A 26234-nucleotide genomic window follows, 5' to 3' on the forward strand; every position below is an offset into this window, starting at 1 on the left:
GGCAACGAGGTGCTCGCCATCGCTCGCTGCGCCCGACTCGGCTTACGATGTTTCACTTTTCGCAATTCCCTTCCCGGGTGCGACCGGACCGGCCGCATGCAGTTGTCCCTGGGTGAGACGCCTGATCGTCGAACGACCCTGGCCGTTCGCACGTGCCGATCTGGAAAGAACCCATCCCCCCACACCGAACTCCGCGACCGTCCAGCCGATCGCATCTCTGCCGAGAGTGAACCACATGTGCGCACGATGGGCAACGCAGCGAATAGCCAAGGGTGGCAAGAGCGCCCGCCTCCCGCGTGCGCACCGACTTCACCGGGCCCGATGTCCGGGATCGGACACGGCACCTGGTGCGCCGAACCGGGTTCAGTCCAAGTCGTCGTGCCGCATCAGCAAACGCGCTGCCTCGGTCACCGAACCGGTGAGCGATGGATACACCGAGAAGGTCTGGGCCAGGTCGTTGACCGTCAGATTGTTCTGTACCGCAAGCGCGATCGGCAGGATCAGCTCCGAGGCGATCGGCGCGACCACGACGCCGCCGATCACCACGCCGGTCGCCGGACGGCAGAAGATCTTGACGAAACCCCGTCGCAGCCCGGACATCTTGGCGCGCGGGTTCGTGTTCAGCGGCAGCATCACCGTGCGCGCGGGCACCTCGCCATTGTCGATCGCGGTCTGGCTGACGCCGACGGTCGCGATCTCCGGCCTGGTGAACACCGCGGAGGCGACGGTCTTCAGGCGGACCGGGCTGACGCCTTCCCCGAGCGCGTGGTACATCGCGATGCGTCCCTGCATCGCGGCCACCGAGGCCAGCGGCAGCAGGCCGGTGCAGTCGCCAGCGGCGTAGATGCCCGGCACCGACGTGCGCGACACCCGATCCACCCGCAGATAGCCGCCGCGATCGAGTTCGATGCCGACTTTCTCCAGCCCGAGGCCGGTGGTGTTGGGTGTGGAGCCGACGGTCATCAGCGCGTGCGAGCCCGAGACGGTGCGACCGTCGGAGAGCTTGACCACGATGCCGTCGGCGGTGCGCTCCACCGCGTCGGCACGCGCGTGCTTGACCAGTTCGACGCCGCGCTCGGCGAGCGCGTCCTCCAGCACGAGCGCCGCGTCGGCGTCCTCGCCGGGCAGCACCCGGTCGCGGCTGGAGACCAGTTTCACCCGCACGCCCATCTCGGTGTAGGCCGAGACGAACTCCGCACCCGTCACACCGGAACCGACGACGACCAGAGTCTCCGGCAACTCCTCCAGGTCGTAGAGCTGACGCCAGTTGAGGATCCGCTCACCGTCCGGTTCCGCGCCGGGCAGCACCCGCGGGCTGGCTCCGGTCGCGATCAGCACGACCTCGGCCTCGATGATCTGCTGCGCGCCGTCGGCCAGCTTGGCCAGCACCCGGTGCGCGGCCAGGCCGCTGCCGCGATCGATCAGCTCACCGTAGCCCGCCAGCACGGTCACCCCGACGGTCTGCAGCTTGGAGCGGATATCGGAGGACTGCGCCAGCGCCAGCGCCTTGACGCGCGCGTTCACCTCGGACAACTGCACCTGCGCCTGGGCCGGGTCGAGCGTGATCCCCAGATCGCGAGCGCGGCGCAGATCGGTGCGCACGCCGGTCGAGGCGATGAAGGTCTTGGAGGGGACGCAGTCCCACAGCACGCACGCTCCGCCGATGCCGTCGGAATCGACCAGCGTCACCGACGCTCCGTGCTGGGCCGCCACCAGGGCCGCCTCATAGCCGGCCGGTCCGCCACCGATGATCGCGATGCGGGTCATGGATACCTCCGCTCCGTGCTTCGCGCCGGGATCTCCGGCACGGGGTCAACGTTATCCGGCAACCGCCTCGCACCACCGACCGCGTCACCGGTGCGCAACGGTTCCCCACCGGGCGGCGCGCCGCAGGTGCGGCAATCGAACGCGGTCTGCGAAGGTTATTGGCTACCCTTTGCTGGTGCCGATCTATGCCGCCTATGGGTCCAACATGGACTCGACGCAGATGCTCGAGCGCTGTCCGCACTCCCCCATGTCCGGGACGGGCTGGTTGGAGGGCTGGCGGCTCACCTTCGCCGGTGACGACATCGGCTGGGAAGGGCCTCTCGCGACGGTCGTCGAGGACCCCGGTTCCCGGGTGTTCGTTGTGCTCTACGACGTGTCCCCGGAGGACGAACAGCGGCTGGACCGCTGGGAGGGCTCGGACTTCGGCATCCACAAGAAGATCCGCCTGCGCGTCACCCGCAACGGCGACGGTGGCGAGTCCACGCTGGCCTGGCTCTACGTGCTCGACGCCTACGAGGGCGGCCTGCCATCGGCCCGCTACCTCGGCGTGATCGCCGACGCCGCCGAGAAAGCCGGCGCGCCGGAGGATTACGTCCACGCCCTACGCACTCGCAACAGCCGCAACGTCGGCCCGGGCAACTTCGGCTGACCGCGCGCCGCAACGCAGGCGGCATGGGCCGTACCTCTGGGCCGGGCTGGGCCGGGCTGTGCCGCTGTCACACTCCCGGTCGAGCCGAGTGCGAGGCCATCGAGCACGGTTCGCGGCCCGGCTCGTGTCCGAGTGGGCGAAGCGCATGCGCCGCAGGCGCGAGTCTCGCCCGCTCGGACGCGAGCCATAAGAGGGCCGCGAACACCCAGCGCCGCAGGCGCTGGAAATCAGACAGAGCCGAGCGCGAGATTGCTCAGCACCCGGACGCCGACCGCGAGCGCCCGCTCATCGATGTCGAAGGTCGGCTGGTGCAGATCCAGCTGCTCGCCCTCGCCGGACCAGACGCCGAGGCGCGCCATCGCGCCCGGCACCTCCTCCAGATACCAGGAGAAGTCCTCGCCGCCGCCGGACTGCGGGGTGTCGGCCAGCGCGTCGGGGCCGAGTGCGCGGATGGCGTCCTCGAAAAGGCGGGTGGAGTGCTCGTCGTTGACCACCGGCGGTACGCCGCGCCGGTAGTTCAGCTGGTAACGCACGCCCGTCGGAGCGAGCAGGCCGTCGACGATCTCCCGCACCATCGGCTCCAGCAACGACCACGTCGCGTGATCTCCGGTGCGAATGGTGCCGGTGAGCATGCCGGTCTGCGGAATGGCGTTCGGCGCCTTTCCCGCGCTCACCGCGCCCCACACCATCACGGTGCTGGTGCGCGGGTCGATCCGGCGGCTGAGCAGGCCGGGCAGGCCGGTGATGACCGAGCCGATCGCGTAGACCAGGTCACTGGTCAGGTGCGGACGCGAGGTGTGGCCGCCGGGCGAGTCGAGCACCAGCTCGATGGTGTCGGCGGCGGAGGTGATCGCGCCGACGCGGATGCCGACCCGGCCCACCTCCAAGCGCGGGTCGCAGTGCAGCGCGAAGATCCGCTCCACGCCCGTCATCGCGCCCGCGGCGACCACGTCGATCGCGCCGCCGGGCATGACCTCCTCGGCGGGCTGGAAGACCAGCCGCACGCCGACCGGCAGCCGCGGCACCTCGGCCAGCGCCAGCGCCGTGCCGAGCAGGATGGTGGTGTGCGCGTCGTGGCCGCAGGCGTGCGAGACGCCGGGGACCGTCGAAGCGAAGGGCAGTCCGGTGAACTCCTGCAGCGGCAGCGCGTCCATGTCGGCGCGCAGGCCGATCCGCGGTCCTTCCGGCCCGATGTCACAGAGCAGGCCGGTGCCGCCGGGCAGTACCTGCGGCGTCAGCCCCGCCTTGGTCAGCCACGCCGAGACGAACTCGGTGGTGCCGAACTCGGTACGGGACAGTTCCGGATTGGCGTGGATGTGCCTGCGCCATTGGACGAGATCGACCGTGTGGTCGGCCAGCCACGACTCCACCGCTTCCCGCCCTGATCCCCCGGTCTCCGACACTGCGGAGCTGCCGTGGCCCTCCATGGCCACACGGACGCCCACTTCCGGGCCCGTCGCCGGCGCCGCAGAACGGCCGGTTGTGCTCACCGAATGTCCTCCTGTCGTTGAACTAGCCGTTGCAACAACCTGTCTCTATGGATGTCATCGCGGGCGACGGCGATTGCGGTACGCGCGAGCGCGAGCGCACCGTCGAGGACCGCACGATCCGCCGAGGCGTTGACGCTGGCCGCGGCGAAGCCTGGCTGATGTGTCACCGCTCCACCGGCATCGATGCCGATGACCGGGTGAATGCCCGGAATGACATTGGTGACGTTCCCCATATCGGTGCTGCCCAGCGGCCGCTGCGCCTCGAACTCCGGAGCGAGCGGCACGCGTCCCAATCCGGCGAGTTGCTCGCGATAGACGAGCAACAACTCCGGATCCGGGGTCAGCTCGGTATACGTCGGCGCGAGCGTCCGGATCTCGTGGGTGCAGCCGGTCGCGAGGGCGCCCGCCTCGAAGCAAGCCGACGCTCGTCGCATCAGATCGTCGAGGGATGCGGAGTCGACTGCGCGTAGGTAATACAGCAGTTCCGCACGTCCGGGCACGATGTTGGGAGCTACGCCACCGTCGCCGACTATACCGTGCAGTTGCTGGCCGGGCAGGAGATGTTGCCGCAGCAACCCGAGGGCGACCTGCGCGACGGTGACCGCGTCGCCCGCGTTGCGCCCCTGCTCAGGGGCCGCGCTCGCGTGCGCCTCGCGCCCGTGGAAGACCACCGAGACGTCGGCCAGAGCCAGCGAGCGGGCGCCGACGATGTCGAGCGGACCGGGATGCACCATCATCGCCATCGCGACGTCGTCGAACACGCCGCGTTCCAGCATGAGCACTTTCCCACCGCCGCTCTCCTCGGCGGGCGTGCCGAACACCAGCACCGTGAGGTCCAGCGCGTCGGCGACCTCGGCCAGACCGAGCGCGGCGCCCACCGCGGACGCAGCGATGATGTTGTGCCCGCAGGCGTGGCCGATCTCGGGCAGCGCGTCGTACTCGGCGCAGAGGCCGACGGTCAGCGAACCGCTGCCGTAGCGGGCGCGGAAAGCCGTGGGCAGCTCCGCGACGCCGACCTCGATCTCGAAGCCGCGCTCGGCGAGCGGTGCGATGGTCTTGGCGACGCTGCGGGTCTCCTCGAACGCCAGCTCCGGTTCGTCGTGGATCGCGTGCGAGAGCGCGATCAACTCGGCGGACGCGGCACGGATCGCGGCGTCCCCCCGCGCGACAGCGTCGACCCCGCACACGGCGTTGCCGTCGTGTTGCGTTCCCTGAGGCCCGCCGCGCGGTGATGACATGCAACACAGTCTCGCACTGTGTTTGATTTGCCGCGCTTTCGCGCGGCGTGTTCGCGGCCCCTTTGTGGCTCGCGTGTGCGCGACCGCCGCTTGCTCCTTCGTCGCCTACGCGGCGGCCGCGCACACGCGAGCCGGGCCGCGAACGGCGCATGCTCGGTCTCGCTTCGCTCGAAAGTCGTGGTTGCGGTGGGCTGGGCGCGTCGGTGTCGAACGCTGCGACACAGGGCGCGCGGTTCAGAAGGCGGTTTGTTCGGCCGGGCCTCGCACTCGGTGTTCGCGAAGCTCTTGGGGTTCATGTCCAACGGCGCGCACGCGAGCCGCGGCGGATGGCTGGTCTCGCTTCGCTCGAAAGACGTAGTTGCGGTGCGCTGGGCGCGTCGGTGTCGAACGCCGGGACACAGGGCGCGCGGTTCAGAAGGCGGGTTTGTTCGGCCGGGCCTCGCACGCTGGGCGCGTCGGTGATCGAGCACCAAACAGTGCCGAGACGGTGTGCTTTGCTCTCCTCGTCGACGGTCAGCTGGTGGCGAAGGCCAGGTTTTCCGGGGTGGTCGGCACTGCTAGGCCGGCCAGCGCCTTCGCGTGCAGGGCGCGCTTGATCACCGGCAGGTTGGGCTTGCGGTTGCTCGCCAGCGCCGCCGCGCGCTGGACGGCGGTCGCGAGCAACTGGTCGGCTTCGGCTTTGCCGTCCACGATGCCCGCGGCGATCGCCTCGTCGGCCGGGTAGCGGTGGCCGGTGGTCATCGCCTGCACGCACACCTGGTTGGTCAGCCGCTCGGTGAGCAGAGCGTTCATCCCGATGGTGAACGGCATGCCCAGGTGCACCTCGGGCAGGCAGTAGAAGCCGCGATCGGCGCGCATCACCCGGAAGTCGTGCGAAGTGGCCAGCATGGCGCCCGCGCCGAAGGCATGGCCGTTGATCGCCGCGACGGTCGGCAGCGGGAAAGCGAGCAGGCGGGTGTAGAGCGAGTGCACGCGATCGAGATAGCCGTGCATCTTGTCCAGATTGCCGAACAGCCAATCCGTATCGAGACCGTTGCTGAAGAACTTCCCCGTCGCCGTCGTCACCAGCGCGGCAGGCCCCGTGGAACTCTCGACCTCGTCGAGCAGCCCGTGAAACGCATCGATCCAATCCGGGTGGAATCGGTTCTCGCTGTCCGTCTGCCCCTCGGCCCCGAGGTAGACGACGAACACTTCACCTTGGCGTTCCAGATACGGCATGCGGTGCAGCGTAACGGGCCGCGCCCGACGCCCCTACTCACGGGTAGCACTCACCCCGCAGACCACGACGCCAACCGCTCCCCGGTGATCACCGGTCCATCGCAGGCTTCCAAGCCGCCCGTTGCAACCCACAGGAGCAGTCGAACCCCCGACGCGCCCAGCGCACCCACAAATCAGGCTTTGGACCGCGCGGCCTGTGGCCCAGCGTTCGACACCGACGCGCCCAGCCCACCGCAACCACGTCTTTCGAGCGAAGCGAGACCGAGCATGCGCCGTTCGCGGCCCGGCTCGCGTGTGCGCGGCCGCCACGTACGCGACGAAGGAGCAAGCGGCGGTCGCGCACACGCGAGCCATAAGTGGGCCGCGAACACCCAGCGCCGCAGGCGCTGGAATCCACTATCGTGACGATCATGCTTGCCGAACAGGCCGCTGAGGCGATCGCCGAACGTACGGGAGTGTCACGTCACCGGGTCGCGGTGGTGCTCGGGTCCGGCTGGCAGGACGCGGCCGCGGAGATCGGGGCGCCGCGGGCGTCGGTGCCGATGCCGGAGTTGCCCGGGTTCGGGACGCCGACCGCGCAGGGCCATGTCGGCGTGATCCATTCCGTTCAGGTGGACCACAACGACGTGCTGCTGCTGATGGGCCGTCAGCACCTCTACGAGGGATATCAGCCCGCCGACGTGGTGCACCCGGTATCGGCGGCCGTGGCGGCCGGCGCGGAGATCGTCGTGCTGACCAACGCGGCGGGCGGTATCCGATCCGGCCTCCGGGTTGGTGAGCCGGTGCTGATCAGCGACCATCTCAACCTGACCGCCCGCACGCCGCTGGCCGGTGCGACCTTCGTCGACCTGGTCGATGCCTGGGATCCGCAGTTGCGGGCGTTGGCCAGGGAGATCGATCCGAGCCTGACCGAAGGCGTCTACGCGGGCCTCACCGGGCCGCAGTACGAGACGCCCGCCGAGATCCGGATGCTGCGCACGATCGGCGCGGATCTGGTCGGCATGTCCACGGTGCTCGAGGCCATCGCCGCTCGCGCGCTCGGTGCGCGGCTGCTGGGCATCTCGCTGGTCACCAACTTGGCCGCGGGGGTGACGGGCGAACATCTGTCCCATGCGGAGGTGCTCGCCGAAGGGCATGCCGCCGCGCCCCGGCTCGGCAAACTGCTGCGCGGCGTGCTGGAACGGGTCTAGATGCTGCGCTTCGGCACGGCGGGCCTGCGCGGGCCGCTGCGCGACGGTCCGGACGGCATGAACGTCACCACGGTGAGCCGGGCGACGGCGGGACTCGTGGCGTGGCTGCGTGACCGCTGCCTCGGCGGCGGCGTGGTGGTCGTCGGCCGCGACGCCAGGCACGGGTCCGCCGAGTTCGCCACCGCGACCGCGGAGATCTTCGCCGCCGCCGGCTTCCGCGTGACGCTGCTGCCGCGTCCGCTGCCGACGCCCGTGGTCGCGTACGCGGTGCGTGAATTGGGCGCGGTCGCGGGCGTGCAGATCACCGCCTCGCACAATCCGGCCACCGACAACGGCTACAAGGTCTACCTCGACGGCGGAGCACAGCTGATCGCCCCGGCCGACGCCGAGATCGAGCGCTGCATCGAGGCCGTCGGCGAGCCGATCGACCGTCTTCCGCTCACCCCCGCCGACGACGACGTGGTGCGGCGCTACCTGCGCCGCGTCGCCGAACTGCCCGCCTGGATCGGCGGATCGGGCGAGCGCGCGAACGTCCGGATCGCGCTCACCCCGCTGCACGGCGTCGGCGGCGAACTCGCCGTCGAAGCGCTCCGCGCGGCGGGCTTCTCCGACATCCATGTGGTCGAGGAGCAGTTCGCACCGGACCCCGACTTCCCGACCGTCGCGTTCCCGAACCCGGAGGAACCCGGCGCGGCCGACCTGCTGCTCGCGACGGCGGCGCGGGTCGGCGCCGACGTGGCGATCGCGCTGGACCCGGACGCGGACCGATGCGCGGTGGGCGTCCCGCGGCCGGACGGCACCTGGCGGATGCTGCGCGGCGACGAGACCGGTGTGCTGCTCGGCGACTGCGTGCTGCGCACCGCCCCGGACGGCGCGCTGGTGGCGACGACGATCGTGTCCTCGCGGCTGCTGTCGAAGCTGGCCGCGGCGCGCGGCGGCCGCTACGCGGAGACGCTCACGGGCTTCAAATGGCTGGCCCGCGCAGGCGACGGTTTGGTCTACGCCTACGAGGAGGCGATCGGCCACTGCGTCGACCCGGCGGCGGTCCGCGACAAGGACGGGATCTCCGCCGCCGTGCTGGCCGCGGACCTGGTGGCCCGGCTGAAGGCGGCGGGCCGCGACCTGAACGACGAACTCGACGACTACGCGGTGGAATTCGGCCTGCACGCGGGCGACCAGGTGTCGTTGCGGCTGGCGTCCTCGGCCGAGGCGGCGGCCGCGGTCGAGCGGTTGCGGGCCGATCCGCCGCACGAGATCGCGGGCGAACCGGTGAAGTACACCGATCAGCTCTTGGTGCGGGGCCGGATGCGGACCGACGCACTGATCTTCGAGGGTGTTTCGTCCCGCGTGGTGGTCCGCCCTTCCGGCACCGAGCCGAAGCTCAAGTGCTACTTGGAGGTGGTCGAACCGGTCGGCTCGCGCGCCGATCTTCCCGCCGCGCGAGCCGCGGCACGCGAACGTCTCTCGGCGCTGCGTGACTTCTGCCGGAAGTTCTGACGCGGAAAGGGTTCAGCGCGGGCCGAATTGCCTGTCGCCCGCGTCGCCGAGGCCGGGCACGATATAGGCGTGCTCGTTCAGGCCCGCGTCGACCACGGCGGTGACCAGCCGCACCGGCAGGCTGGAATCCGCCAGCGTCGCAATGCCTTCTGGAGCGGCGACGACGCACACCGCGGTGATGTCGGTGGCGCCCCGCGCCGCGAGCAGTTCCAAGGTGTGCCGCATGGAGCCGCCGGTGGCGAGCATCGGGTCGAGCACGAAGACCGGCAGCCCGGCGAGATCCGCTGGCAGCGATTCCATGTAGGGCACCGGCAGGTGCGTGTCCTCGTCGCGGGCGATTCCGACGAATCCGATTCTTGCGTCGGGGATCAGCTCGGCGGCCGCGTCGACCATGCCGAGTCCGGCGCGCAGCACCGGGACCAGCAGCGGCGGGTGGGCCAGCCGGACGCCTTCGGTGGGCGCGACCGGTGTGGTGATCGCGAAGCGCTCCACCTCCGCGTCGCGTAGCGCCTCGTAGATCAGGATTCCGGTCAGATCACGCAGTGCGGCACGGAAAGCCGGATTCGGCGTACGCTCGTCCCGCATCGTGGTGAGCAGGGCGGCGACGAGTGGATGGTCCACGGTGTGGGTGCGCATGAGGGAACGATAAAGTCGGTCGCGGACGCGCCGCCGGACGCCACCGAAGTTTTTCTCGATGCGGCGGAACCGAAACGGAACAGCGCGCGTCGAACCAAGTGGATGACGTACTCTGCCTGGGAACAACAGATGGGGGAAGCTCTGATGCGAAAGATGTCGGCGGACACCGATGGCATCGCGGCCTACGGCGCGACCGCCCATGTCATGGCCGGTGAGATGGCGGCGGCAGGGGTGAGCGCGGCGGCCGCCGAGCCCGCGTTGCTCGGCCCGATCATGGGGCTGATCGGCGGTGACTTCATGGCGGCCTACGCCGCGGCGCACGCCGGGCACGTCGCCTCGATCGGTCAATTGTCGGCGGTGCTGACCAGCATGGGCGGCGCTGCCACCGGTGCGGCGGCCGTGCTCACCGAGACCGACGCCGCCCACGCCGGCGCGCTGCGGAGCGCGGCCGCCGAGCTGGAGTGAGCGCGTGATCGATGTCAACGCACTGGCCCAGCCGATCCTGGACCTGCTCGCCAGCTTCGGCAGCGGTGTGCTGCCCTCCGGCGGTCCCACCGACGCGCTGCGCAGCACCTCGGCCGCGGTCGACCAGATCCATCGGATGGGCCGCGACAGCATCAACGGGATGAACGACGCGTGGGACGGCCGCGCCGCCGACGCGGCCACGGCGAAGGCGCTGCGGGTGCAGACCTCGGCGGCCACCATCTCCGATCGCGGCAACGAGATGGCCACGGTCGTGAACCAGGCCGCAGGCGAGGTCGAGACGGGTCAGAAGGAACTCACCGATATCGCGCAGTCCTTCGTGAACACCGCGGCGAGCATGGGCCCGGTCCTGGCGACGCCGGAAGGGCTGACGGTGCTCGTCGGTTCGGCGATCGACCATCTCAATCAGGCGCTCAATGTCGTCGGCCGGGTGCAGAACGAGTTGCAGACGCACACCGCGTCGATGAACGACCTGACTCCGCCGCCGCCGACGCCGTCGCTGGCAGGCGTGCCCGCCGCAGGCGTGCAGCAAGCGGCGTCCGCCGCGTCCGGCGTGCTCAACGGTGCAGGCTCGTTGCTGAGCACCGTGATGGCCACACCTACCCAGTCGCAGTCCTCGCGCAGTTCCCGCGGCACACCCGGCACCTCGGGCACGCCGCGGCCGGACACCGGTTCGTCGGGGGCGCCCGACGACGGCAAGGGCGTGAAGATCACGCTGCCCGACGGCAGTGTCGTGGAGGCCCCCAACGAGCAGGCCGCCACGGCGGTCCGGTCGGCGATCGGCGCCGTCGGCACGCCCTATGTCTGGGGCGGCAACAGCCCGGGCGCGGGATTGGATTGCAGCGGGCTCACCAAATACGCCTACGGCGAGGCCGGCGTCGACCTGCCCCGGCTCGCGTGCGACCAGGGCAACGGGGCCACACCGGTGTCGGCCGGTGACCTGATGCCGGGCGACCTCGCGATCTGGGACGGCCACGTGGCCATGGTGATCGGCAACGGACAGTTCGTCGAGGCGGGTGACCCGGTCCAGATCAGCTCGATTCGAACGGAGAACTCAGGCATGGACTTCTACGGTTTCTACAGGCCGACGGCATGACCCGACCGCAAGTCCCCAATGTCACGGTGGCGGCGAGCAGCAACCGCTCGGGCACCATCTCGGTGCGCGCCACCGATCAGGGCATGCCGGTGGAGATCAAGTTCGAGCGCAGCGAATACCGTTACGGCGCACAGTCGCTCGCGAACGAGATCCTGCGGCTCACCCAGCGTTCCGCCATCGCGGCGCGGGCGCGGCGGCGCGAACTGCTCGCCGAGGCGGGCATGCCATCGGACATCCTCGACCGGCTCGGCCTGCCCACCCGCCAGCAGGCGGTGGACGAGCTGGACCGGATCGACGACGCGGACACGGGACCGACGAGCTGGATGAGGCCGGTATGAGTGCGGAAATGGACGCCCTCGTCGCGTCGGCCACCCAGAAGCTGGAGGCGCTGGAAGCCGCGCTGTACGGGTTGAAGCAGGTGCGTGGGCGGTTCACCTCCCCGGACGGCGCGGTGAGCGTCGAGGTCAACAGCGACGGCGCGCTGGTCGGCCTGACCTTGGCGGAGTCGGTCACCTCGCTGCCGCCCGCCGAGGTCGGGCAGCTGATCGTCTGGGCGTGCAGGCAGGCCGCCGAGGACGCCGGCGCGCAGCGATCCAAGGTCGTTGCGACACTGAACGAGTCGTTCGTGCCCGCCGCGGAGCCGCCCGCGGGCACGAATGGGGGCGGGCCGGATAGTGCCTGACGCGGAAGGTCGATAGGCTTCCGCACATGGCTTCTGGAGACATCGTCCCGATCGAGCTCGGCCTGACCGACGGCGATCTCGTCACCCTGTGGGCACCGCGCTGGCGAGACGGTGACGACGAGTGGGAGGCGTTCCTCGGGCACGAGGACGCCCTCTACGGTTTCGAGTCCGTTGCGGAGCTGGCCGCGTTCATCCGAACCAACGCCGACAACGACCTCGTCGACCATCCGGCCTGGAAGGTCGTCGCGGGTCTGTCCGCGGTCGAGCTGGAGCCGGAGGAGAACTTCTCCTTCGATCTGGTCGCGGTGCCGGAGCTGGCGGCGGGTGAGCCCGACGTCGACACCGTCGCCGAGCTGGAGGACACGCTCAGCATGGTGCGCAACATCGGCGAGGTGTGCGAACTGGAGACGGTGACCAAGTTCTTCGGTTCGCATCCGGTGCTCGGCGCGTTGCCCGGCGGCGTGAGCGCGTTCGTCGGTCGCGACGGCGAGGAATTGTGGGACCAGATCGGCGCGGCCATCGCCAAGGGCTGGGACGACGTACTCGACGCCATCGACTCCGTGGTGCAGACGCCCGAGGTCGACGCCGAGGCGGTGGCGGTGGCCGAGGCCGAGTTGCTGGCCGCCGAGGAGAACGTGGTCGACGCCGACGACGCGGCCGACAGCGACGAGGACGAGGAGTTCGAGCCGGTCGACCTCGACGAAGAAGACGAGGACGACGAGGAAGACGAGGACGAGTCGTTCTGGCACGAGGTCGGCATCGACCCGGTCAAGATCATCACGTCCGAGGGCAGCGTCTTCACGCTGCGGTGTTACCTCGACGACGAGCCGATCTTCCTCGGTTCCAAGGGCTCGATCACCGTGTTCTCCTCCGAGCGCGCGCTGGCCCGCTACCTCGCCGACGACCACGAGCACGATCTGGCCCGCGTGAGCACCTTCGCCGACGTGCAGACCGCGGCGGTGGACGGCTCGCTGGAGGTCGAGGTCACCGACGAGAACGTCTACGTGCTGCCCGGCCTGGCCGAGGACCTGGCCGAAGGCCCGGAGGCGGTCGACATCGAACAGCTGGACCTGGCGGTCGAACTGTTCACCGACGCCGCCGACTACGCCGACGACGACACGGTGGAGCAGGCCCTGGCCCAATCCACCCCGCTGGGCTGGTATGTCTCCTACCTGCTGAATCCCGACCCCACCCGGTTGGCGCCCAACCCACCGTTCACCGCCGAGGCCCAGGCGTGGCGGGAACTGGAACGCAATCTGGAGTCCCGGCTCGACAAGCAGTAACTAGGCCAGCCGGATCCAGACCTGCTCGGCCTGCCCGAGCAGGCGTTGGTCCGCGCCGTAGACGGCGGTCGAGGCCCAGCATTTGCGGCCCTGTTCGCCGTGGAATTCGCCCACCACGACGCAGCGCTCGTCGACCTGCGGAATGCCGTGCACGGTGGCGGTCATCGACCCGAGCAGCGCGGGACGTTGGAGCATGCCGGGCAGCGACCAGCCGCCGGGGCAGTCCATCGCGGCCCACAGCAGGGGCGGACCCAGCGGCACGGTGGCATCGGGCACCCACGGCGCGGCCACTCGGTTCTCGTCGATGCGGCCGGGTTCGATGCGCAGCCCGTCCGCTCGGGCGCTGCCGCAAACGAAGCAGGACGCGAACATGTCGATGCTCGTGTAACTGCGCGTCGCCTCTACCGCGTCGTCGAACGCGACCTGGTTCGGGGCGTCGCGTTCGAGTTCACCGCTCTTGGACTCGGCGATCAGCGTGTCCCCGTCGTAGAGCCGTTCGTCCCGCACGGCCAACGGCGTCTCCAGCGGCGGCGGACTGCGCAGGATCACGGTGACGGTCTGCTCGTCGCGCTGGTCGGCGAGCAGACCGGCCACGTAACCGCCGTTGCCGGAGTCGGGCGGACCGTTGAACCGGCGGGGGATGCGCAAAGTCGCCATGATCGCCACGCTAGCGAACCGTTTGCCGACCGGGCCGCGGAACCTTACCGCCGACCGCTTCCGTAGCGAACCAGTTACCGGCCGCTTGTTCGTTGCCGCACGGTGATCCGCGACCGCCTCCGGCGCGCGTGCCCGCTATCCGATGAGCACCGCGTATCCGGGCTTGATGATGTCGTCGATGATCCGCAGCCGCTCGGGGAACGGGATGAACGCCGACTTCATGGCGTTGATGGTGAACCGTTCCAGGTCGCTCCAGCCGTAGCCGAACGTCTCGACCAGCTTCAGCATCTCCTGGCTCATGCTGGTGTCACTCATCAGCCGGTTGTCGGTGTTCACCGTGACGCGGAAACGCAGGCGGGCCAGCAGGTCGAACGGATGCTTGTCCAGCGAGGGCACCGCGCCGGTCTGCACGTTCGACGACGGACACAGCTCCAGCGGTATGCGCATGTCCCGGACATAGTTGGCGACCAGGCCGAGCTGCGCGTCCTCGATCGCGCCGGGCACGCTGATGTCGTCGGTGATCCGCACGCCGTGGCCGAGCCGGTCACACCCACAGAACGCGAGCGCCTCGTGGATGGACGGCAGACCGAAGGCCTCGCCGGCGTGGATGGTGAAGTGCGCGCTGTTGGCGCGCATGTATTCGAACGCGTCCAGATGCCTGCTCGGCGGGTAACCGGCCTCCGCGCCCGCGATGTCGAAACCGCCGACCCCGCGATCGCGGAAGCGCACCGTCAGCTCCGCGATCTCCCGGGAGCGCGCGGCATGCCGCATCGCGGTGAGCAGGCAGGTCACCACGATCGGGTGTCCGCTCTCGGCGGCGGCCGCCTCGCCTTCGCGGAATCCGGCCAGCGTGTGCTCGACCACCTCGTCCAGGGTGAGTCCGCGCTCCAAGTGCTGTTCGGGGGCGAACCGGACCTCCGCGTAGACGACGCCGTCGGCGGCGAGGTCCTCGGCGCATTCGCGGGCGACCCGGCGCAGGCCCTCCGGGGTCTGCATCACGGCGACGGTGTGCGCGAAGGTTTCCAGGTACCGTTCCAGCGATCCGCTGTCGGCCGCATCGCGGAACCAGGCCGCCAGCGACGCCTCGTCGTCGGCGGGTAGCTCCTGGTAGCCGCAGTGCGCGGCGAGTTCCAGCACCGTCGCGGGCCGCAGGCCACCGTCGAGGTGGTCGTGCAGCAGCGCTTTGGGCGCTTGGCGGATCGAGGCGAGAGTCAGAGGCATCGGTCCAGTCATGTATCGACGGTAGCCGCAGCGCGCCGAAACGGCAGCCGACTCGGGCCGTAACCCCCATCTCGTTGCCCGCCGGATGCGGGCCGGTCCACAACCGGACACCGCCAGGTTCTGCATCACACCCGTCGGCCCCATTCCGCCCCCGCGCCGAATGCGTGCGGACGCCACCAGGCGTCCGGCACGATCAGAGTCGTACGACAAGCTCCGTCGCCGAACACTCCCTCGCGCGTGAAATCCGACTCTCGCCGCGCGGACGAGCTACCGGGCAGCCGTGGCTGAGAACCACGACTGGTGTGTCGTCGCCCGCGCTGCCTCGATGCTCAGCGGGGGCGCGAGCCATGCGGTGCGTGTCTGACCTGGCATCGGCTCGTGCTGCTGCGCCTTGCACGCGAATGCGGCACGACCTGCCGCTGCGTGCGACGGTCGCAGACCGGCAATGCCCGGGCGATGCTCGGCAGCCGCGGGGTCAGCGCGGAGGCAGAGACCGGGCGAGCGATTCGGGACACCATTGCCCGCGACAACCCCGGATGACTCAGGACAAGATGCGGTCGAGAACCAACGAGTCCGGAGCGGGCGCGGCGCCGGTTCCGATCGTGACGGCGTCGCGCAAGGCCGCGATAGCCCCGGGAAACGCCTCGGGCGTATCGGTGTGCAGGGTGAGCAGCGGCTGACCTGCTGTTACGGCGTCACCGGGCTTGGCGTGCATCTCGACACCCGCACCGAACTGCACGGGATCGCCCTGACGCGCGCGGCCAGCGCCGAGGCGCCAGGCGGCGATACCGACCCCCATCGCGTCCAGCCGGGTCAGCACGCCGTCGGCGTCGGCGCGCACGGTTTCGGTGTGTTTCGCGATAGGTAGCTTCGCGTCCGGGTCGCCGCCCTGTGCCCGGACCATCGCGCGCCAGTGATCCATCGCCCTGCCGTCGGCCAGCGCGTCGGCGGGGTCGGTGTTCAGACCGGCCAGCGCGACCATCTCGCGAGCCAACGCGATGGTCAGCTCGACGACGTCGGCGGGGCCGCCGCCCGCGAGCACCTCCACCGATTCCGCGACCTCCAGGGCGTTGCCCGCGGTGCGGCCGAGCGGGGTATCCATGGCGGTGAGCAGGGCCACCGTCCGCACGCCCGCGTCGGCGCCGAGCTCGACCATCGCGGTGGCCAGCTCGCGCGCACCCTCCATGGTCTTCAAGAAAGCGCCGGAGCCCACCTTGACGTCCAGCAACAGCGCCGCGGTGCCTTCGGCGATCTTCTTGCTCATGATCGAGCTGGCGATCAGCGGGATCGATTCGACCGTGCCGGTGACGTCGCGCAACGCGTAGAGCCGCCGGTCGGCGGGTGCGAGATCGGCGCCCGCCGCGCAGATCACCGCACCGATGCCGGGATCGGCCAGCAGCTCACGCATCCGCGCCGCGGGCACGTCCGCCTGCCAGCCGGGAATCGATTCCAGCTTGTCCAGGGTGCCGCCGGTATGCCCGAGACCGCGCCCGGACAACTGCGGCACCGCCGCGCCGCACGCCGCGACCAGCGGCGCGAGCGGCAACGTGATCTTGTCGCCCACCCCGCCGGTGGAGTGCTTGTCCACGGTCGGACGCGGCAGGCCGGTGAGGTCCATGCGCCGCCCGGAGGCGATCATCGCGGCGGTCCACCGCGCCGTCTCCCGCCGCGTCATTCCGCGCCAGACGATCGCCATGGCCAGCGCGGACATCTGCTCGTCGGCCACCGCGCCGCGGGTGAAGCCGTCGATCACCCAGTCGATCTGCGCGTCCGACAGCTCGCCGCCGTCGCGCTTGGCAGTGATGATCGAAACCGCGTCCAGTGCCGTCACGGTCGACAGTCTGGCACGGTCCTGCGCGCGCCCGGGTTCTCGCCGATGGGACGAAACCACCATCCGGCACCTTTCCAGGCGCGCCGGACCCGCCCGGTCGGACGGGTCGATTGCGCCGGGAGGCCCGCGGCCGCAGAGTCCGGGGCCAGGTCGATGTCGGTGTGGCGGCGGTCGATGCGGGGCAGCCCGCAGCCGCGAGCCAGGGGCAACACCGGCGGCAGAACACGCGTCGCCGGCGTACTCGCTCAGACCTGCCCGGCGTCCAAGTCGTCGGGACCGAAAGCGTCCGGCAGCAGCGTGCGCAACGGCACCGGCCCGGACTTGTGATCGACCAAGAGATCGGCTCCGCCGTGCTCGTGCAGCAATTGGCGGCAGCGCCCGCAGGGCATCAAGATTTCGCCCCGAGAATCCGTCACGGAGATGGCCCGAAGACGCCCTCCGCCCCCCGAAATCAAGTTACCGATGAGTACACATTCGGCGCACAGGCCCAAACCGTATGAGACATTTTCCACATTGCAACCCCTCACCACGCGACCGTCGGCACTGAGAGCCGCGGCGCCGACCGGAAACCGCGAGTACGGCGCATAGGCGTTGCGCATGACTTGAAATGCGTTGTCGCGCAGGAATTTCCAGTCGATTTCCGCCACAAGGAACCCCTCTCGGACCGACCCGATCACGGCCGCGCGAAGGCCACGACGGAACCCCGCACCCATCAAGAAAGGTAAGCCTAACCCGATCCGGTGTCGCGCAACGCACGGTACGCCGAATTAGTTCCGGGATTGCTGGAGGATTAGAGTCCAGAACAGATCGGTTCAGGTTCCCTGCGACGGGCCGGAGTACAGCCACCTGGGCATTCGCCCGCCACGCCGTCGGCGTCGGACCTGCGACCGGGTCCATCAACGACGTTGGAGGCACCGCACTCTATGACCACGATTGAAGCTCCGGCCCAGCCGAAGCGGAAGACGCTGTACCGAGGCGACCCTGGCATGTGGTCGTGGGCGCTGCACCGGATCACCGGCGTCACCATCTTCTTCTTCCTCTTCGTCCACGTGCTGGACACCGCCCTGGTGCGCGTGAGCCCGGACACCTACAACGAAGCGATCGAGACCTACAAGACGCCCATCGTGGCGTTGATGGAGATGGGCCTGGTCGTCGTCGTCCTGTTCCACGCGCTCAACGGCGTCCGCGTGATCCTGGTGGACTTCTGGTCCAAGGGCCCGAAGTACCAGCGCCTGATGCTCTGGATCATTCTCGCGATCTGGTTCCTGCTGGCCGTTCCCGCCATCGGGCGCCAGTTCTTCTACCTGTTCACGGAGCACTGACAATGAGCGCACCTGTCATCGGTAAGTCGTACGACCGCCCGGCCAGCCTGGACCTGCCGCGCTCGCCGCGCGCGCGCTCGAGCAACAACTTCGAGAAGTACGCCTGGCTGTTCATGCGCTTCTCCGGCCTGCTGCTGATCGTGCTGGTACTCGGCCACATGGCGATCATGCTGCTGCTCGACGGCGGCGTGAAGCGACTCAACTTCGCCTTCGTCGCGGGCCGCTGGTCCAGCCCGTTCTGGCAGTTCTGGGACCTGACCATGCTCTGGCTGGCACAGCTGCACGGCGGCAACGGCCTGCGCACGGTCATCGACGACTACTCCCGCAAGGACTCGACCCGCTTCTGGCTCAAGACCCTGCTGGCCGTGTCGATGATCCTGATCATGGGCGTGGGCACCTACGTCATCTTCACCTTCGACCCCAACATCAGTTAGGAACAGGCCCCCTCGCATGAGTGAATCTCGTCCTGTCCAGGAGCACCGCTACGACGTCGTCATCGTCGGCGCGGGCGGCGCGGGCATGCGCGCCGCGATCGAGGCCGGCCCGCGGGTTCGGACGGCGGTGCTGACCAAGCTGTACCCGACGCGCAGCCACACCGGCGCGGCGCAGGGCGGCATGTGCGCCGCGCTGGCCAACGTCGAAGAGGACAACTGGGAATGGCACACCTTCGACACGGTCAAGGGTGGTGACTATCTGGTCGACCAGGACGCCGCGGAGATCATGGCCAAGGAGGCCATCGACGCGGTGCTCGACCTGGAGAAGATGGGCCTGCCGTTCAACCGGACGCCAGAGGGCAAGATCGACCAGCGCCGCTTCGGCGGGCACACGCGCGATCACGGCAAGGCCCCCGTCCGCCGCGCCTGCTACGCCGCCGACCGCACCGGCCACATGATCCTGCAGACGCTGTACCAGAACTGCGTCAAGCACGACGTGGAGTTCTTCAACGAGTTCTACGTGCTGGACCTGGTGCTCAGCGAGACCGATCGCGGCCCGGTCGCGACCGGCGTGGTCGCCTACGAGCTGGCTACCGGTGAGCTGCACGTCTTCCACGCCAAGTCGATCGTGTTCGCCACCGGCGGCTCGGGCCGGATGTACAAGACCACCTCGAACGCGCACACCTTGACCGGCGACGGCATGGCGATCGTGTTCCGCAAGGGCCTGCCGCTGGAGGACATGGAGTTCCACCAGTTCCATCCGACGGGCTTGGCCGGGCTCGGCATCCTGATCTCCGAAGCGGTTCGCGGCGAGGGCGGCATCCTGCGCAACGCCGACGGCGAGCGGTTCATGGAGCGCTACGCTCCCACCATCAAGGACCTCGCGCCGCGCGACATCGTCGCCCGCTCGATGGTGCTCGAGGTGCTGGAGGGCCGCGGCGCGGGTCCGAACAAGGACTACGTCTACATCGACGTGACCCACCTCGGCGAGGACGTGCTCGAGGAGAAGCTGCCCGACATCACCGAGTTCTCCCGCACCTACCTGGGCGTCGACCCCGTGAAGGAACTGGTGCCGGTGTTCCCGACCTGTCACTACGTGATGGGCGGCATCCCGACCCGCATCCGCGGCGAAGTGCTGCGCAACAACAGCGACATCGTCCCCGGCCTGTACGCCGCGGGCGAGTGCGCGTGCGTCTCGGTGCACGGCGCGAACCGTCTCGGCACCAACTCGCTGCTGGACATCAACGTGTTCGGCCGCCGCGCCGGCATCGCGGCCGCGGAATACGCGCAGCGCAGCGAGTTCGTCGAGTTGCCGGAGAACCCGGCGCGGATGGTGCAGGACTGGCTGGCCCAGCTGCTGAGCGAGCACGGCGACGAGCGGGTGGCCGACATCCGCACCGAGCTGCAGCGGTCGATGGACAACAACGCCTCGGTGTTCCGCACCGAGGACACGCTCAAGCAGGCGCTCACCGACATCCACGCGCTCAAGGAGCGTTACGCGCGGATCACCGTGCAGGACAAGGGCAAGCGCTACAACAGCGACCTGCTCGAGGCTGTCGAGCTCGGCTTCCTGCTCGAGTTGGCCGAGGTCACCGTGGTCGGCGCGCTCAACAGGAAGGAATCGCGCGGCGGCCATGCCCGCGAGGACTACCCGGACCGCGACGACGTGAACTTCATGCGCCACACCATGGCCTACAAGGAAGGCTCGGAGCTCCTCTCGGACATCCGCCTGGACTTCAAGCCGGTGGTGCAGACCCGTTACGAGCCGATGGAGCGTAAGTACTGATGACTGCTGTTGCCGAAGCACCCTCTTCGCAGACGCCCGCTCCGGTCCCCGAGGGCTCGGTGATGATCACGGTCAAGGTGGCCAGGTTCAACCCGGAGGACGACAAGGGCGCGCACTGGGAGTCCTTCCAGGTGCCTGCCCTGCCGACCGACCGCTTCCTGAACCTGCTGATCTACATCAAGTCCTACCTGGACGGCACGCTCACCTTCCGTCGTTCCTGCGCGCACGGCGTGTGCGGGTCCGACGCCATGCGGATCAACGGTGTCAACCGGCTGGCCTGCAAGGTACTGATGAAGGACATGCTGCCCAAGAACGGCAAGTCGATCACCGTCACCGTCGAGCCCATCCGCGGCCTGCCCGTGGAGAAGGACCTCGTGGTGAACATGGAGCCGTTCTTCGACGCGTTCCGCGCGGTGAAGCCCTACCTGATCACCTCGGGTAACGAGCCAACCCGCGAGCGCATCCAGAGCCAGGCCGACCGCGCCCGGTTCGATGACACCACCAAGTGCATCCTGTGCGCCTGCTGCACCACCTCCTGCCCGGTGTACTGGAGCGACGGCAGCTACTTCGGCCCGGCCGCGATCGTGAACGCCCACCGCTTCATCTTCGACAGCCGCGACGAAGGCGCCCGCGAACGTCTCGACATCCTCAACGACGTCGAAGGCGTCTGGCGCTGCCGCACCACCTTCAACTGCACCGACGCCTGCCCCCGTGGCATCGAGGTCACCAAGGCCATCCAGGAAGTCAAGCGAGCGCTCCTGTTCACTCGCTGATTTCACAGCTCGGTCGTAAACGAAGGCCGCTTTCACCACCCGGTGAAGGCGGCCTTCGTAATTCCTGGAGCGGACCGCATTCATCACGGCCGCTCGTTCGCCGGAGATCGTCGGCCTTCGTCTTCTGCTGGCACCCGAGGTGGCAGGTAATCCGCTGTTGCGTCGCAATCGTCGACAGCTTCTGAGTCATCGGCACCGATCGGATGCGGGATTCCGTACTCGTCGACCGCAGCCCAGGTCCCGTCATCCCAGTGCAGCCAACCGATGCGGGTCATGCCAGCGCCTCGTCCGCCAAGCCGCTGCTGTACGCCGAGGCAGCGAGATATTGCAGGCAGTTCGGGCCGTGCCCCGAATGAACGTTGAGGACGAACCTGGCCTCGTCGAGGGAACGAAAAGCGCCCTCCACGTAACAGTTGCGATGGAAATGGCGCCACTGTTCGACGTCCGCCGAGGTAATGGTCATCGGGCGATCCGTTCCGCCCGCAGCGACGGCGCGATGTGTCCGGCGTCGACCAATGTCCAGTAGGCAAGCCGCTTGATGTCACAGGTTTCGGCCGGGCAATCGCGATACTGCTGCATGATCCGGTGTGCTTCGGCGACGGAGACAGGAGGAAAGAGGTCCGTAATTCGTTCCGTCGCAGCAGAGGGTTCATCCTCGCGCTCAAGGTAACGCAAACCCAAACAAAAGGCGGCGGTAGTCGCAAGGATTGCAACGACCAAGATAGGAACAAAAGGGTGCATGACTGACCTCGAGTGTTGTGAGCAATGTGATGCGACGTGGACAAAGCCGTACGGCGCCGGACAGTTACAGGAGACCGTGCACATACCCTCATCGGTAAGACGCGCAACTCGGGCAGGTGTGTGCAATGGGTGTGTGAACGCGGGCGTGACCATGGCGTCCGTGCTGTTGTCCGTGCCACACTCCCGGACATGGGACGTCAGCCAAAGCAGCCGAACAGGCACCTCGCGGAACTGTTGGAGGAAGCCGGTCTGAGCCGAAAAGGTCTCGCGCGCCGCGTAGTCGAGCACGGTAGCGCGGTTGGGGTCGCACTCCGCTACGACCACACCGCAGTAAGTCGGTGGCTGGCCGGCGAGCAGCCGAAGCCGCCGGGGCCGGAACTGGTGGCTGAAGTACTCACCGAAGTAGTGGGCCGCCGTGTAATCCCGTCCGACTGTGGAATGTCCGGTGGGCCGAGCACTGCCGATCTCGGATTGGAATTTTCATTGAGCCTGTCTGAGGCAACGGCTGCCGCGACTGCACTATGGAGGAGCGATGTGGAGCGACGACGTTTCCTGAAAGGAGCGTCCTACGCTGCTGCGGTCTATCCGGCCGCCTCGATGCGGTGGCTGACCATGCCCGCGCCGGACCATCCAACTTCATGCTCGGGTCTTCGCCGGATCGGCCAGTCCGATATCGACGCGGTGCGAAAGATGAACGCCGCCTTCCGCGACTTGGACAATCGTGTCGGTGGCGGAAAGGTTCGCTCGACCATCGTTCAATACCTCCACAGTTCGGTGGCACCACTACTGCGTGGCAGCTACACCGAACTGATCGGGCGTCAGTTGTTCGCTGCCGCTGCTGAACTCACCAAGCTCGCAGGGTGGGCCGCGTATGACTTGGAAGAGCATGGCCTCGCACAGCGCTATTTGATCCAAGCCTTACGGATGTCCCGCGCCGCAGGAGACACCGGACTCGGCGCTGAAATCCTCGCCGCGATGAGTCATCAAGCGATCTATGTTGGCCGACCGGGCGACGCGATCGACCTCGCTCGAGCGGCGCGCATCTCAGCGCGGACCGCTGGACTGGCGGCTCTGGAGTCCGAATGCCACGTGATCGAGGCACATGGTCATGCGGCGCGCGCAGACAGCTCCTCGTGCGCCTGTTCCCTCAATGCGGCGGAACGTGCCTTCGACCGTGCTGAAAGTGTGCGTCCTTCCTGGCTGGAGTACTTCGATGACGCCTACTTGTCCGCCCAGACCGCACATTGCTTCCGTGATCTCGGCGACACTGCCCGTACGGCCCATTTCGCCGAACGGTCATTGAACATGTCAGACGGCTATGTCCGAGGGCGCGCGTTCAACCTGTGCCTTCTGGCATCCGCCCACGCCGATGACGACCCACGAGAAGCAGTACGGATCGGCGCTGAGGCCCTTGAGATCGCCAACGGCCTGGAATCACAGCGGACACTCGCATACCTGCGAGAACTTCGCCATCGACTCGCTCCGTACGCCACGCTCCCGGAAGTCAGCAAATTCCGACAGCAGGTGCTCTCGATCGCTAGGCGGGCAGACTGAGCGCCCGGTACACCGCCACTACTGTCGCCGCGCCGACAATCTCGCCGCGATCAATCATCGCGGCCGCTTCCTCAAGCGGAATCCATCGAATGTCCTCGGCCTCGTTGATATCTGGTTCGGTGTCGGTCAAGTCGGCACCGCGCGCAAGGTAGACCTCCTGCGGCTGATCCAAGGTGCCAATCGCAGGCTGATAGGTAACCAGCCGTTCCATTGACCGTGGACGCCAACCCGTCTCTTCTTCCACCTCCCGCGCCGCAGCGGCGGCGACGTCCTCGGCATGATCCACATAGCCGCCCGGTAGTTCCCACACCCAGCGGTCGATGATGAACCGGTGGCGGTACATGAGCAGTGCCTCGCGTCTTTCGTTGAGCACCAACGTCATCGCGCACCTCGGCATCCGTGCCACATACTGGGTGAACTTCACTCCATCGGGTAGCTCGACATCGACGGTCGACAACTTGATATGGCGATTCTCGTCCACGACGTGCTCATCGTGGATTGTCCACTGGGTCCGGGCCACGGTTCGACCGTATACGCAGACGCCCACCTTCGGAGAGCAGCCCACGCCTTGCCCCCTCGGAGACTTAGGTGCGACAGCGCAGCCCCCGCGAACCTGAACACCCACCGCTTCATCGTCGATAACCGCGACGAAGGCGCCCGCGAACGCCTCCGCGGCATCGAGGTCACCAAGGCAAACGAGCGCTCCCGCTCACTCCCTGACATCACGAGCGAACTGATCGAAAGCCGCCCGCATCTTTCGAGGAGGCGGCCATCGTCACTCCTGAGCTGCGCCACCCAAACGTCCCAGTCAGCGACGCGACCGGTAATAAATGCAGGGGCCCTCTCTCATCTGGCCAGCCCAAGCGGCGGTCAGGGAGTCAGTTCGGTTCTTCTGCAATGTCATCGTAGCTTGCAACCTGTCCGCGCTGATCGATCTTCCGTTCGATGAGTCGCTTGCGGAGTTCCCCGCTGACACGCTCCGCACGCTTCCTAAGAAACACTTCGTAATCGTTGGACCATGAGCCGAACCTCTTATACGACCCAATGAGGTGCGACTCCAGCGCCTTCTCGAGATCAGCGTTGCCAGCAGAGAAGCGTTTCAGATATACCGACGGCGGGTCGGTGCGAATTTGCCGCTTATTCAGATATTCGTCTACGATGGTAATATTCAGGACACTATTAGAATCACGATCCGTAAAGCCTTTCTTCTTAAGATACGCCTTGGGGAAGAAATGGTGATAGTTTCGACTGTTGGCCTGCTTCAGCCATGCATTTCCTATATGCACCTTAGCGTTATCCTCAAAAGACTTCGGCTCATGGTATGCATATATACACAGGATCGCTTTGACAAAGGACCGATTGGGCGAGAACAATCCATTTTGAATCAGGAATTCAGGGCTGACGTCCACTCCCCAATCATATTCAGGCGACTTGCCTTCTAGTATCGAATCGATGCGATACCTGTCCTGCGCCAGGCGAGATTCGACGGATACAGAATACCTGCGCCCGAGCGAGCATCGCCAGAAGAAATCCTCAAGGAGGCGCTTCTGAGTCGAGTTCGGCCTCTCGTTCTTGCGATAGAAGAAATAGGCGAATGGAACCAGTAACGCATTAAAGGGCAACAGCTTTGACGCCGGTATTCTGTATGTAGTCCGAAAGTAGTCGACGGCAGACTCCAGCGCATCCACGGCGCTAGGCCAACATTTGATGAACTCATACTTGTCGAGCCGCAGGATGGACTTCTTGCCACACTCACCATCGAGGATTAGGGAGATCAGCTGGAGCGGTATCGCATCGGAAACAGTCTCATATTCAACATCCTCCAGGCGATTACGCAAATCATGTAACTTGTCGGCGAGATCGAATTCTTTCGCTTCATCATAGGTTTTGGCAGCCATTATTTCAAAGGTAGTCAGAGGCTTCCCGCCCACGTTTATTCGCGTGAAGATCTCGGTCGCGACGTCAATCTCAGCGTCAGTTACTTTCACGATAGGGAAGTCATACGCAGCAAGTCGACTGCGATACTTGTCAATATTATCCAAATATTTGTCATCATAGTGGCGTGCTATCTTAGTGCCACCGTTAATCAGATCCCCCAAGCTGATCCACGAGCCTTTTGGCAGCTCGGCGACATCCGTTACGACGATTGAATCATGTTCAGTAGCAGAAAGGTTGACAAAAATCTGGGAGAAATCATCCACCGCCCCGGATGCGCGGACTATCTTCGCCCCCTGAATCGCCGCATAAAGACTGGTAAGCCTTTGTTGGCCGTCGAGCACAAAGGCCGTCTCCGTTCCGGGCGGAACGTCAGGGAAGGACATGCCACCTATATCTCGGACCGCCCGAAGCCGGTCACGAGTAATCCACAGAATGAATGTACCGACTGGATAGCCCTTGATGATGCTGTCAAGTAGCTTCGCCGAATTCTGCAAAGTCCATACAAAATCACGCTGAAACTGTGGAATCTGTATGGTTCCACGTCCAATGTCAGCCAGAAGGCCCTGATACTTTTCATGGGTAGGTGTCGTTGCGACCAACGGTTGTCTTCCTTGCAATCGAAAAGGATATGGCTTCGATCTGTGTGGCACCCCAGGCGCGAACGCCGTTGGCGCTCACCATAATCGAAGTCTCCGACAACTGGTGGCAAAGTTGTGCGGCGATCTTCCACCGCCGAGTCACCACAGGT

The 26234-nt window shown here is 67.2% G+C and carries 26 protein-coding genes; 13 read left to right on the top strand and 13 right to left on the bottom strand.

Annotated elements, in window-relative coordinates:
- Window positions 1-363: 363 nt before the first annotated feature.
- Complete coding sequence (locus tag NB3_RS16255; protein WP_067803425.1) at window positions 364-1767, bottom strand: NAD(P)H-quinone dehydrogenase; 1404 nt, start codon at window positions 1765-1767, stop codon at window positions 364-366.
- Window positions 1768-1942: 175 nt separating this feature from the next.
- Here NB3_RS16255 and NB3_RS16260 point away from each other — a divergent pair, with 175 nt between their 5' ends.
- The gene (locus NB3_RS16260; protein WP_067803657.1) at window positions 1943-2416 is read left to right on the top strand and encodes a gamma-glutamylcyclotransferase family protein; all 474 of its coding nucleotides are present in this window, start codon (window positions 1943-1945) and stop codon (window positions 2414-2416) included.
- Window positions 2417-2643: 227 nt separating this feature from the next.
- On the opposite strand, the gene NB3_RS16265 is transcribed toward NB3_RS16260, so the two are convergent.
- From NB3_RS16265 to NB3_RS16275, 3 genes are all read right to left on the bottom strand, one after another.
- A complete protein-coding gene (locus NB3_RS16265) occupies window positions 2644-3843 on the bottom strand; it encodes a M20 family metallopeptidase (protein ID WP_067803660.1) in 1200 nt (399 codons plus the stop codon).
- 59 nt (window positions 3844-3902) lie between these two features.
- Window positions 3903-5144: a M20 family metallopeptidase gene (locus tag NB3_RS16270; RefSeq protein ID WP_084486289.1), complete on the bottom strand. Its 1242-nt coding sequence runs from the start codon at window positions 5142-5144 to the stop codon at window positions 3903-3905.
- 513 nt (window positions 5145-5657) lie between these two features.
- Window positions 5658-6362, bottom strand: a complete 705-nt coding sequence (locus tag NB3_RS16275; RefSeq protein WP_067803431.1) for an enoyl-CoA hydratase-related protein — start codon at window positions 6360-6362, stop codon at window positions 5658-5660.
- 410 nt (window positions 6363-6772) lie between these two features.
- Here NB3_RS16275 and NB3_RS16280 point away from each other — a divergent pair, with 410 nt between their 5' ends.
- Window positions 6773-7552, top strand: coding sequence for a purine-nucleoside phosphorylase (locus tag NB3_RS16280; RefSeq protein WP_067803662.1), 780 nt, complete (start codon window positions 6773-6775; stop codon window positions 7550-7552).
- Entirely contained in the window at window positions 7553-9049 is a 1497-nt protein-coding gene (locus NB3_RS16285; protein WP_067803434.1) for a phospho-sugar mutase, read from the top strand.
- 12 nt (window positions 9050-9061) lie between these two features.
- Here NB3_RS16285 and upp read toward each other — a convergent pair whose 3' ends face one another.
- The gene (upp, locus tag NB3_RS16290) at window positions 9062-9685 is read right to left on the bottom strand and encodes a uracil phosphoribosyltransferase (RefSeq protein ID WP_067803437.1); all 624 of its coding nucleotides are present in this window, start codon (window positions 9683-9685) and stop codon (window positions 9062-9064) included.
- Between the two features lie 144 nt (window positions 9686-9829).
- Here upp and NB3_RS16295 point away from each other — a divergent pair, with 144 nt between their 5' ends.
- Genes NB3_RS16295 through NB3_RS16315 form a run of 5 tightly spaced genes read left to right on the top strand, consistent with a single transcriptional unit; the run spans window position 9830 to window position 13229 of the window.
- Window positions 9830-10150 carry a hypothetical protein gene (locus NB3_RS16295; RefSeq protein ID WP_067803665.1) on the top strand — a complete coding sequence of 107 codons (321 nt, stop codon included), beginning with the start codon at window positions 9830-9832 and terminating at the stop codon, window positions 10148-10150.
- Between the two features lie 4 nt (window positions 10151-10154).
- Entirely contained in the window at window positions 10155-11264 is a 1110-nt protein-coding gene (locus NB3_RS16300; protein ID WP_067803440.1) for a C40 family peptidase, read from the top strand.
- A complete protein-coding gene (locus NB3_RS16305; RefSeq protein ID WP_067803443.1) occupies window positions 11261-11602 on the top strand; it encodes a hypothetical protein in 342 nt (113 codons plus the stop codon). Before NB3_RS16300 ends, NB3_RS16305 begins: the two co-directional genes overlap by 4 nt.
- Window positions 11599-11946, top strand: coding sequence for a YbaB/EbfC family nucleoid-associated protein (locus NB3_RS16310; protein ID WP_067803446.1), 348 nt, complete (start codon window positions 11599-11601; stop codon window positions 11944-11946). Before NB3_RS16305 ends, NB3_RS16310 begins: the two co-directional genes overlap by 4 nt.
- A gap of 26 nt (window positions 11947-11972) precedes the next feature.
- Window positions 11973-13229, top strand: coding sequence for a SatS C-terminal domain-containing protein (locus NB3_RS16315; RefSeq protein WP_067803449.1), 1257 nt, complete (start codon window positions 11973-11975; stop codon window positions 13227-13229).
- On the opposite strand, the gene NB3_RS16320 is transcribed toward NB3_RS16315, so the two are convergent.
- The 4 genes from NB3_RS16320 to NB3_RS16335 all read right to left on the bottom strand — a co-directional run bounded on the left by NB3_RS16320 (window position 13230) and on the right by NB3_RS16335 (window position 17585).
- Complete coding sequence (locus NB3_RS16320) at window positions 13230-13886, bottom strand: hypothetical protein (protein ID WP_067803667.1); 657 nt, start codon at window positions 13884-13886, stop codon at window positions 13230-13232. It lies immediately after the preceding gene.
- Between the two features lie 135 nt (window positions 13887-14021).
- Window positions 14022-15119 carry an adenosine deaminase gene (locus NB3_RS16325; RefSeq protein ID WP_067803452.1) on the bottom strand — a complete coding sequence of 366 codons (1098 nt, stop codon included), beginning with the start codon at window positions 15117-15119 and terminating at the stop codon, window positions 14022-14024.
- A 529-nt stretch (window positions 15120-15648) separates the two neighbouring features.
- On the bottom strand, window positions 15649-16938 hold the full coding sequence (locus tag NB3_RS16330; protein WP_067803670.1) for a thymidine phosphorylase: 1290 nt from the start codon (window positions 16936-16938) through the stop codon (window positions 15649-15651).
- Between the two features lie 245 nt (window positions 16939-17183).
- The gene (locus tag NB3_RS16335; protein WP_157111820.1) at window positions 17184-17585 is read right to left on the bottom strand and encodes a cytidine deaminase; all 402 of its coding nucleotides are present in this window, start codon (window positions 17583-17585) and stop codon (window positions 17184-17186) included.
- Between the two features lie 276 nt (window positions 17586-17861).
- Between NB3_RS16335 and sdhC the strand changes: the two genes are divergently transcribed.
- From sdhC to NB3_RS16355, 4 genes are read left to right on the top strand one after another with little or no spacing between them, the layout of a single operon-like run.
- On the top strand, window positions 17862-18260 hold the full coding sequence (sdhC, locus tag NB3_RS16340) for a succinate dehydrogenase, cytochrome b556 subunit (protein WP_083863252.1): 399 nt from the start codon (window positions 17862-17864) through the stop codon (window positions 18258-18260).
- Window positions 18261-18262: 2 nt separating this feature from the next.
- A complete protein-coding gene (locus NB3_RS16345) occupies window positions 18263-18694 on the top strand; it encodes a succinate dehydrogenase hydrophobic membrane anchor subunit (RefSeq protein WP_067803455.1) in 432 nt (143 codons plus the stop codon).
- A gap of 16 nt (window positions 18695-18710) precedes the next feature.
- The gene (gene sdhA, locus NB3_RS16350) at window positions 18711-20480 is read left to right on the top strand and encodes a succinate dehydrogenase flavoprotein subunit (RefSeq protein WP_067803458.1); all 1770 of its coding nucleotides are present in this window, start codon (window positions 18711-18713) and stop codon (window positions 20478-20480) included.
- The gene (locus NB3_RS16355; RefSeq protein ID WP_067803461.1) at window positions 20480-21253 is read left to right on the top strand and encodes a succinate dehydrogenase iron-sulfur subunit; all 774 of its coding nucleotides are present in this window, start codon (window positions 20480-20482) and stop codon (window positions 21251-21253) included. The genes sdhA and NB3_RS16355 overlap by 1 nt, the downstream gene beginning before the upstream one ends.
- A gap of 271 nt (window positions 21254-21524) precedes the next feature.
- Here the strand turns inward: NB3_RS16355 and NB3_RS16360 are convergent, their stop codons facing one another.
- Both NB3_RS16360 and NB3_RS35040 read right to left on the bottom strand, forming a co-directional pair.
- Window positions 21525-21716, bottom strand: coding sequence for a hypothetical protein (locus NB3_RS16360; RefSeq protein ID WP_067803464.1), 192 nt, complete (start codon window positions 21714-21716; stop codon window positions 21525-21527).
- Window positions 21713-21973: a hypothetical protein gene (locus NB3_RS35040; RefSeq protein ID WP_157111821.1), complete on the bottom strand. Its 261-nt coding sequence runs from the start codon at window positions 21971-21973 to the stop codon at window positions 21713-21715. The genes NB3_RS16360 and NB3_RS35040 overlap by 4 nt, the downstream gene beginning before the upstream one ends.
- A 210-nt stretch (window positions 21974-22183) precedes the next feature.
- Here NB3_RS35040 and NB3_RS16365 point away from each other — a divergent pair, with 210 nt between their 5' ends.
- On the top strand, window positions 22184-23548 hold the full coding sequence (locus tag NB3_RS16365; protein ID WP_067803468.1) for an NsdA family TPR-like regulatory protein: 1365 nt from the start codon (window positions 22184-22186) through the stop codon (window positions 23546-23548).
- On the opposite strand, the gene NB3_RS16370 is transcribed toward NB3_RS16365, so the two are convergent.
- Window positions 23532-24068: an NUDIX domain-containing protein gene (locus NB3_RS16370; RefSeq protein ID WP_067803471.1), complete on the bottom strand. Its 537-nt coding sequence runs from the start codon at window positions 24066-24068 to the stop codon at window positions 23532-23534. The two genes, NB3_RS16365 and NB3_RS16370, sit on opposite strands and share 17 nt — an antisense overlap.
- Window positions 24069-24426: 358 nt before the next feature.
- Window positions 24427-26085 carry a DUF262 domain-containing protein gene (locus NB3_RS34150; protein WP_084486292.1) on the bottom strand — a complete coding sequence of 553 codons (1659 nt, stop codon included), beginning with the start codon at window positions 26083-26085 and terminating at the stop codon, window positions 24427-24429.
- Window positions 26086-26234 lie beyond the last annotated feature (149 nt).

The organism is Nocardia beijingensis NBRC 16342, assembly GCF_001612785.1.
Classification (GTDB): domain Bacteria; phylum Actinomycetota; class Actinomycetes; order Mycobacteriales; family Mycobacteriaceae; genus Nocardia; species Nocardia beijingensis.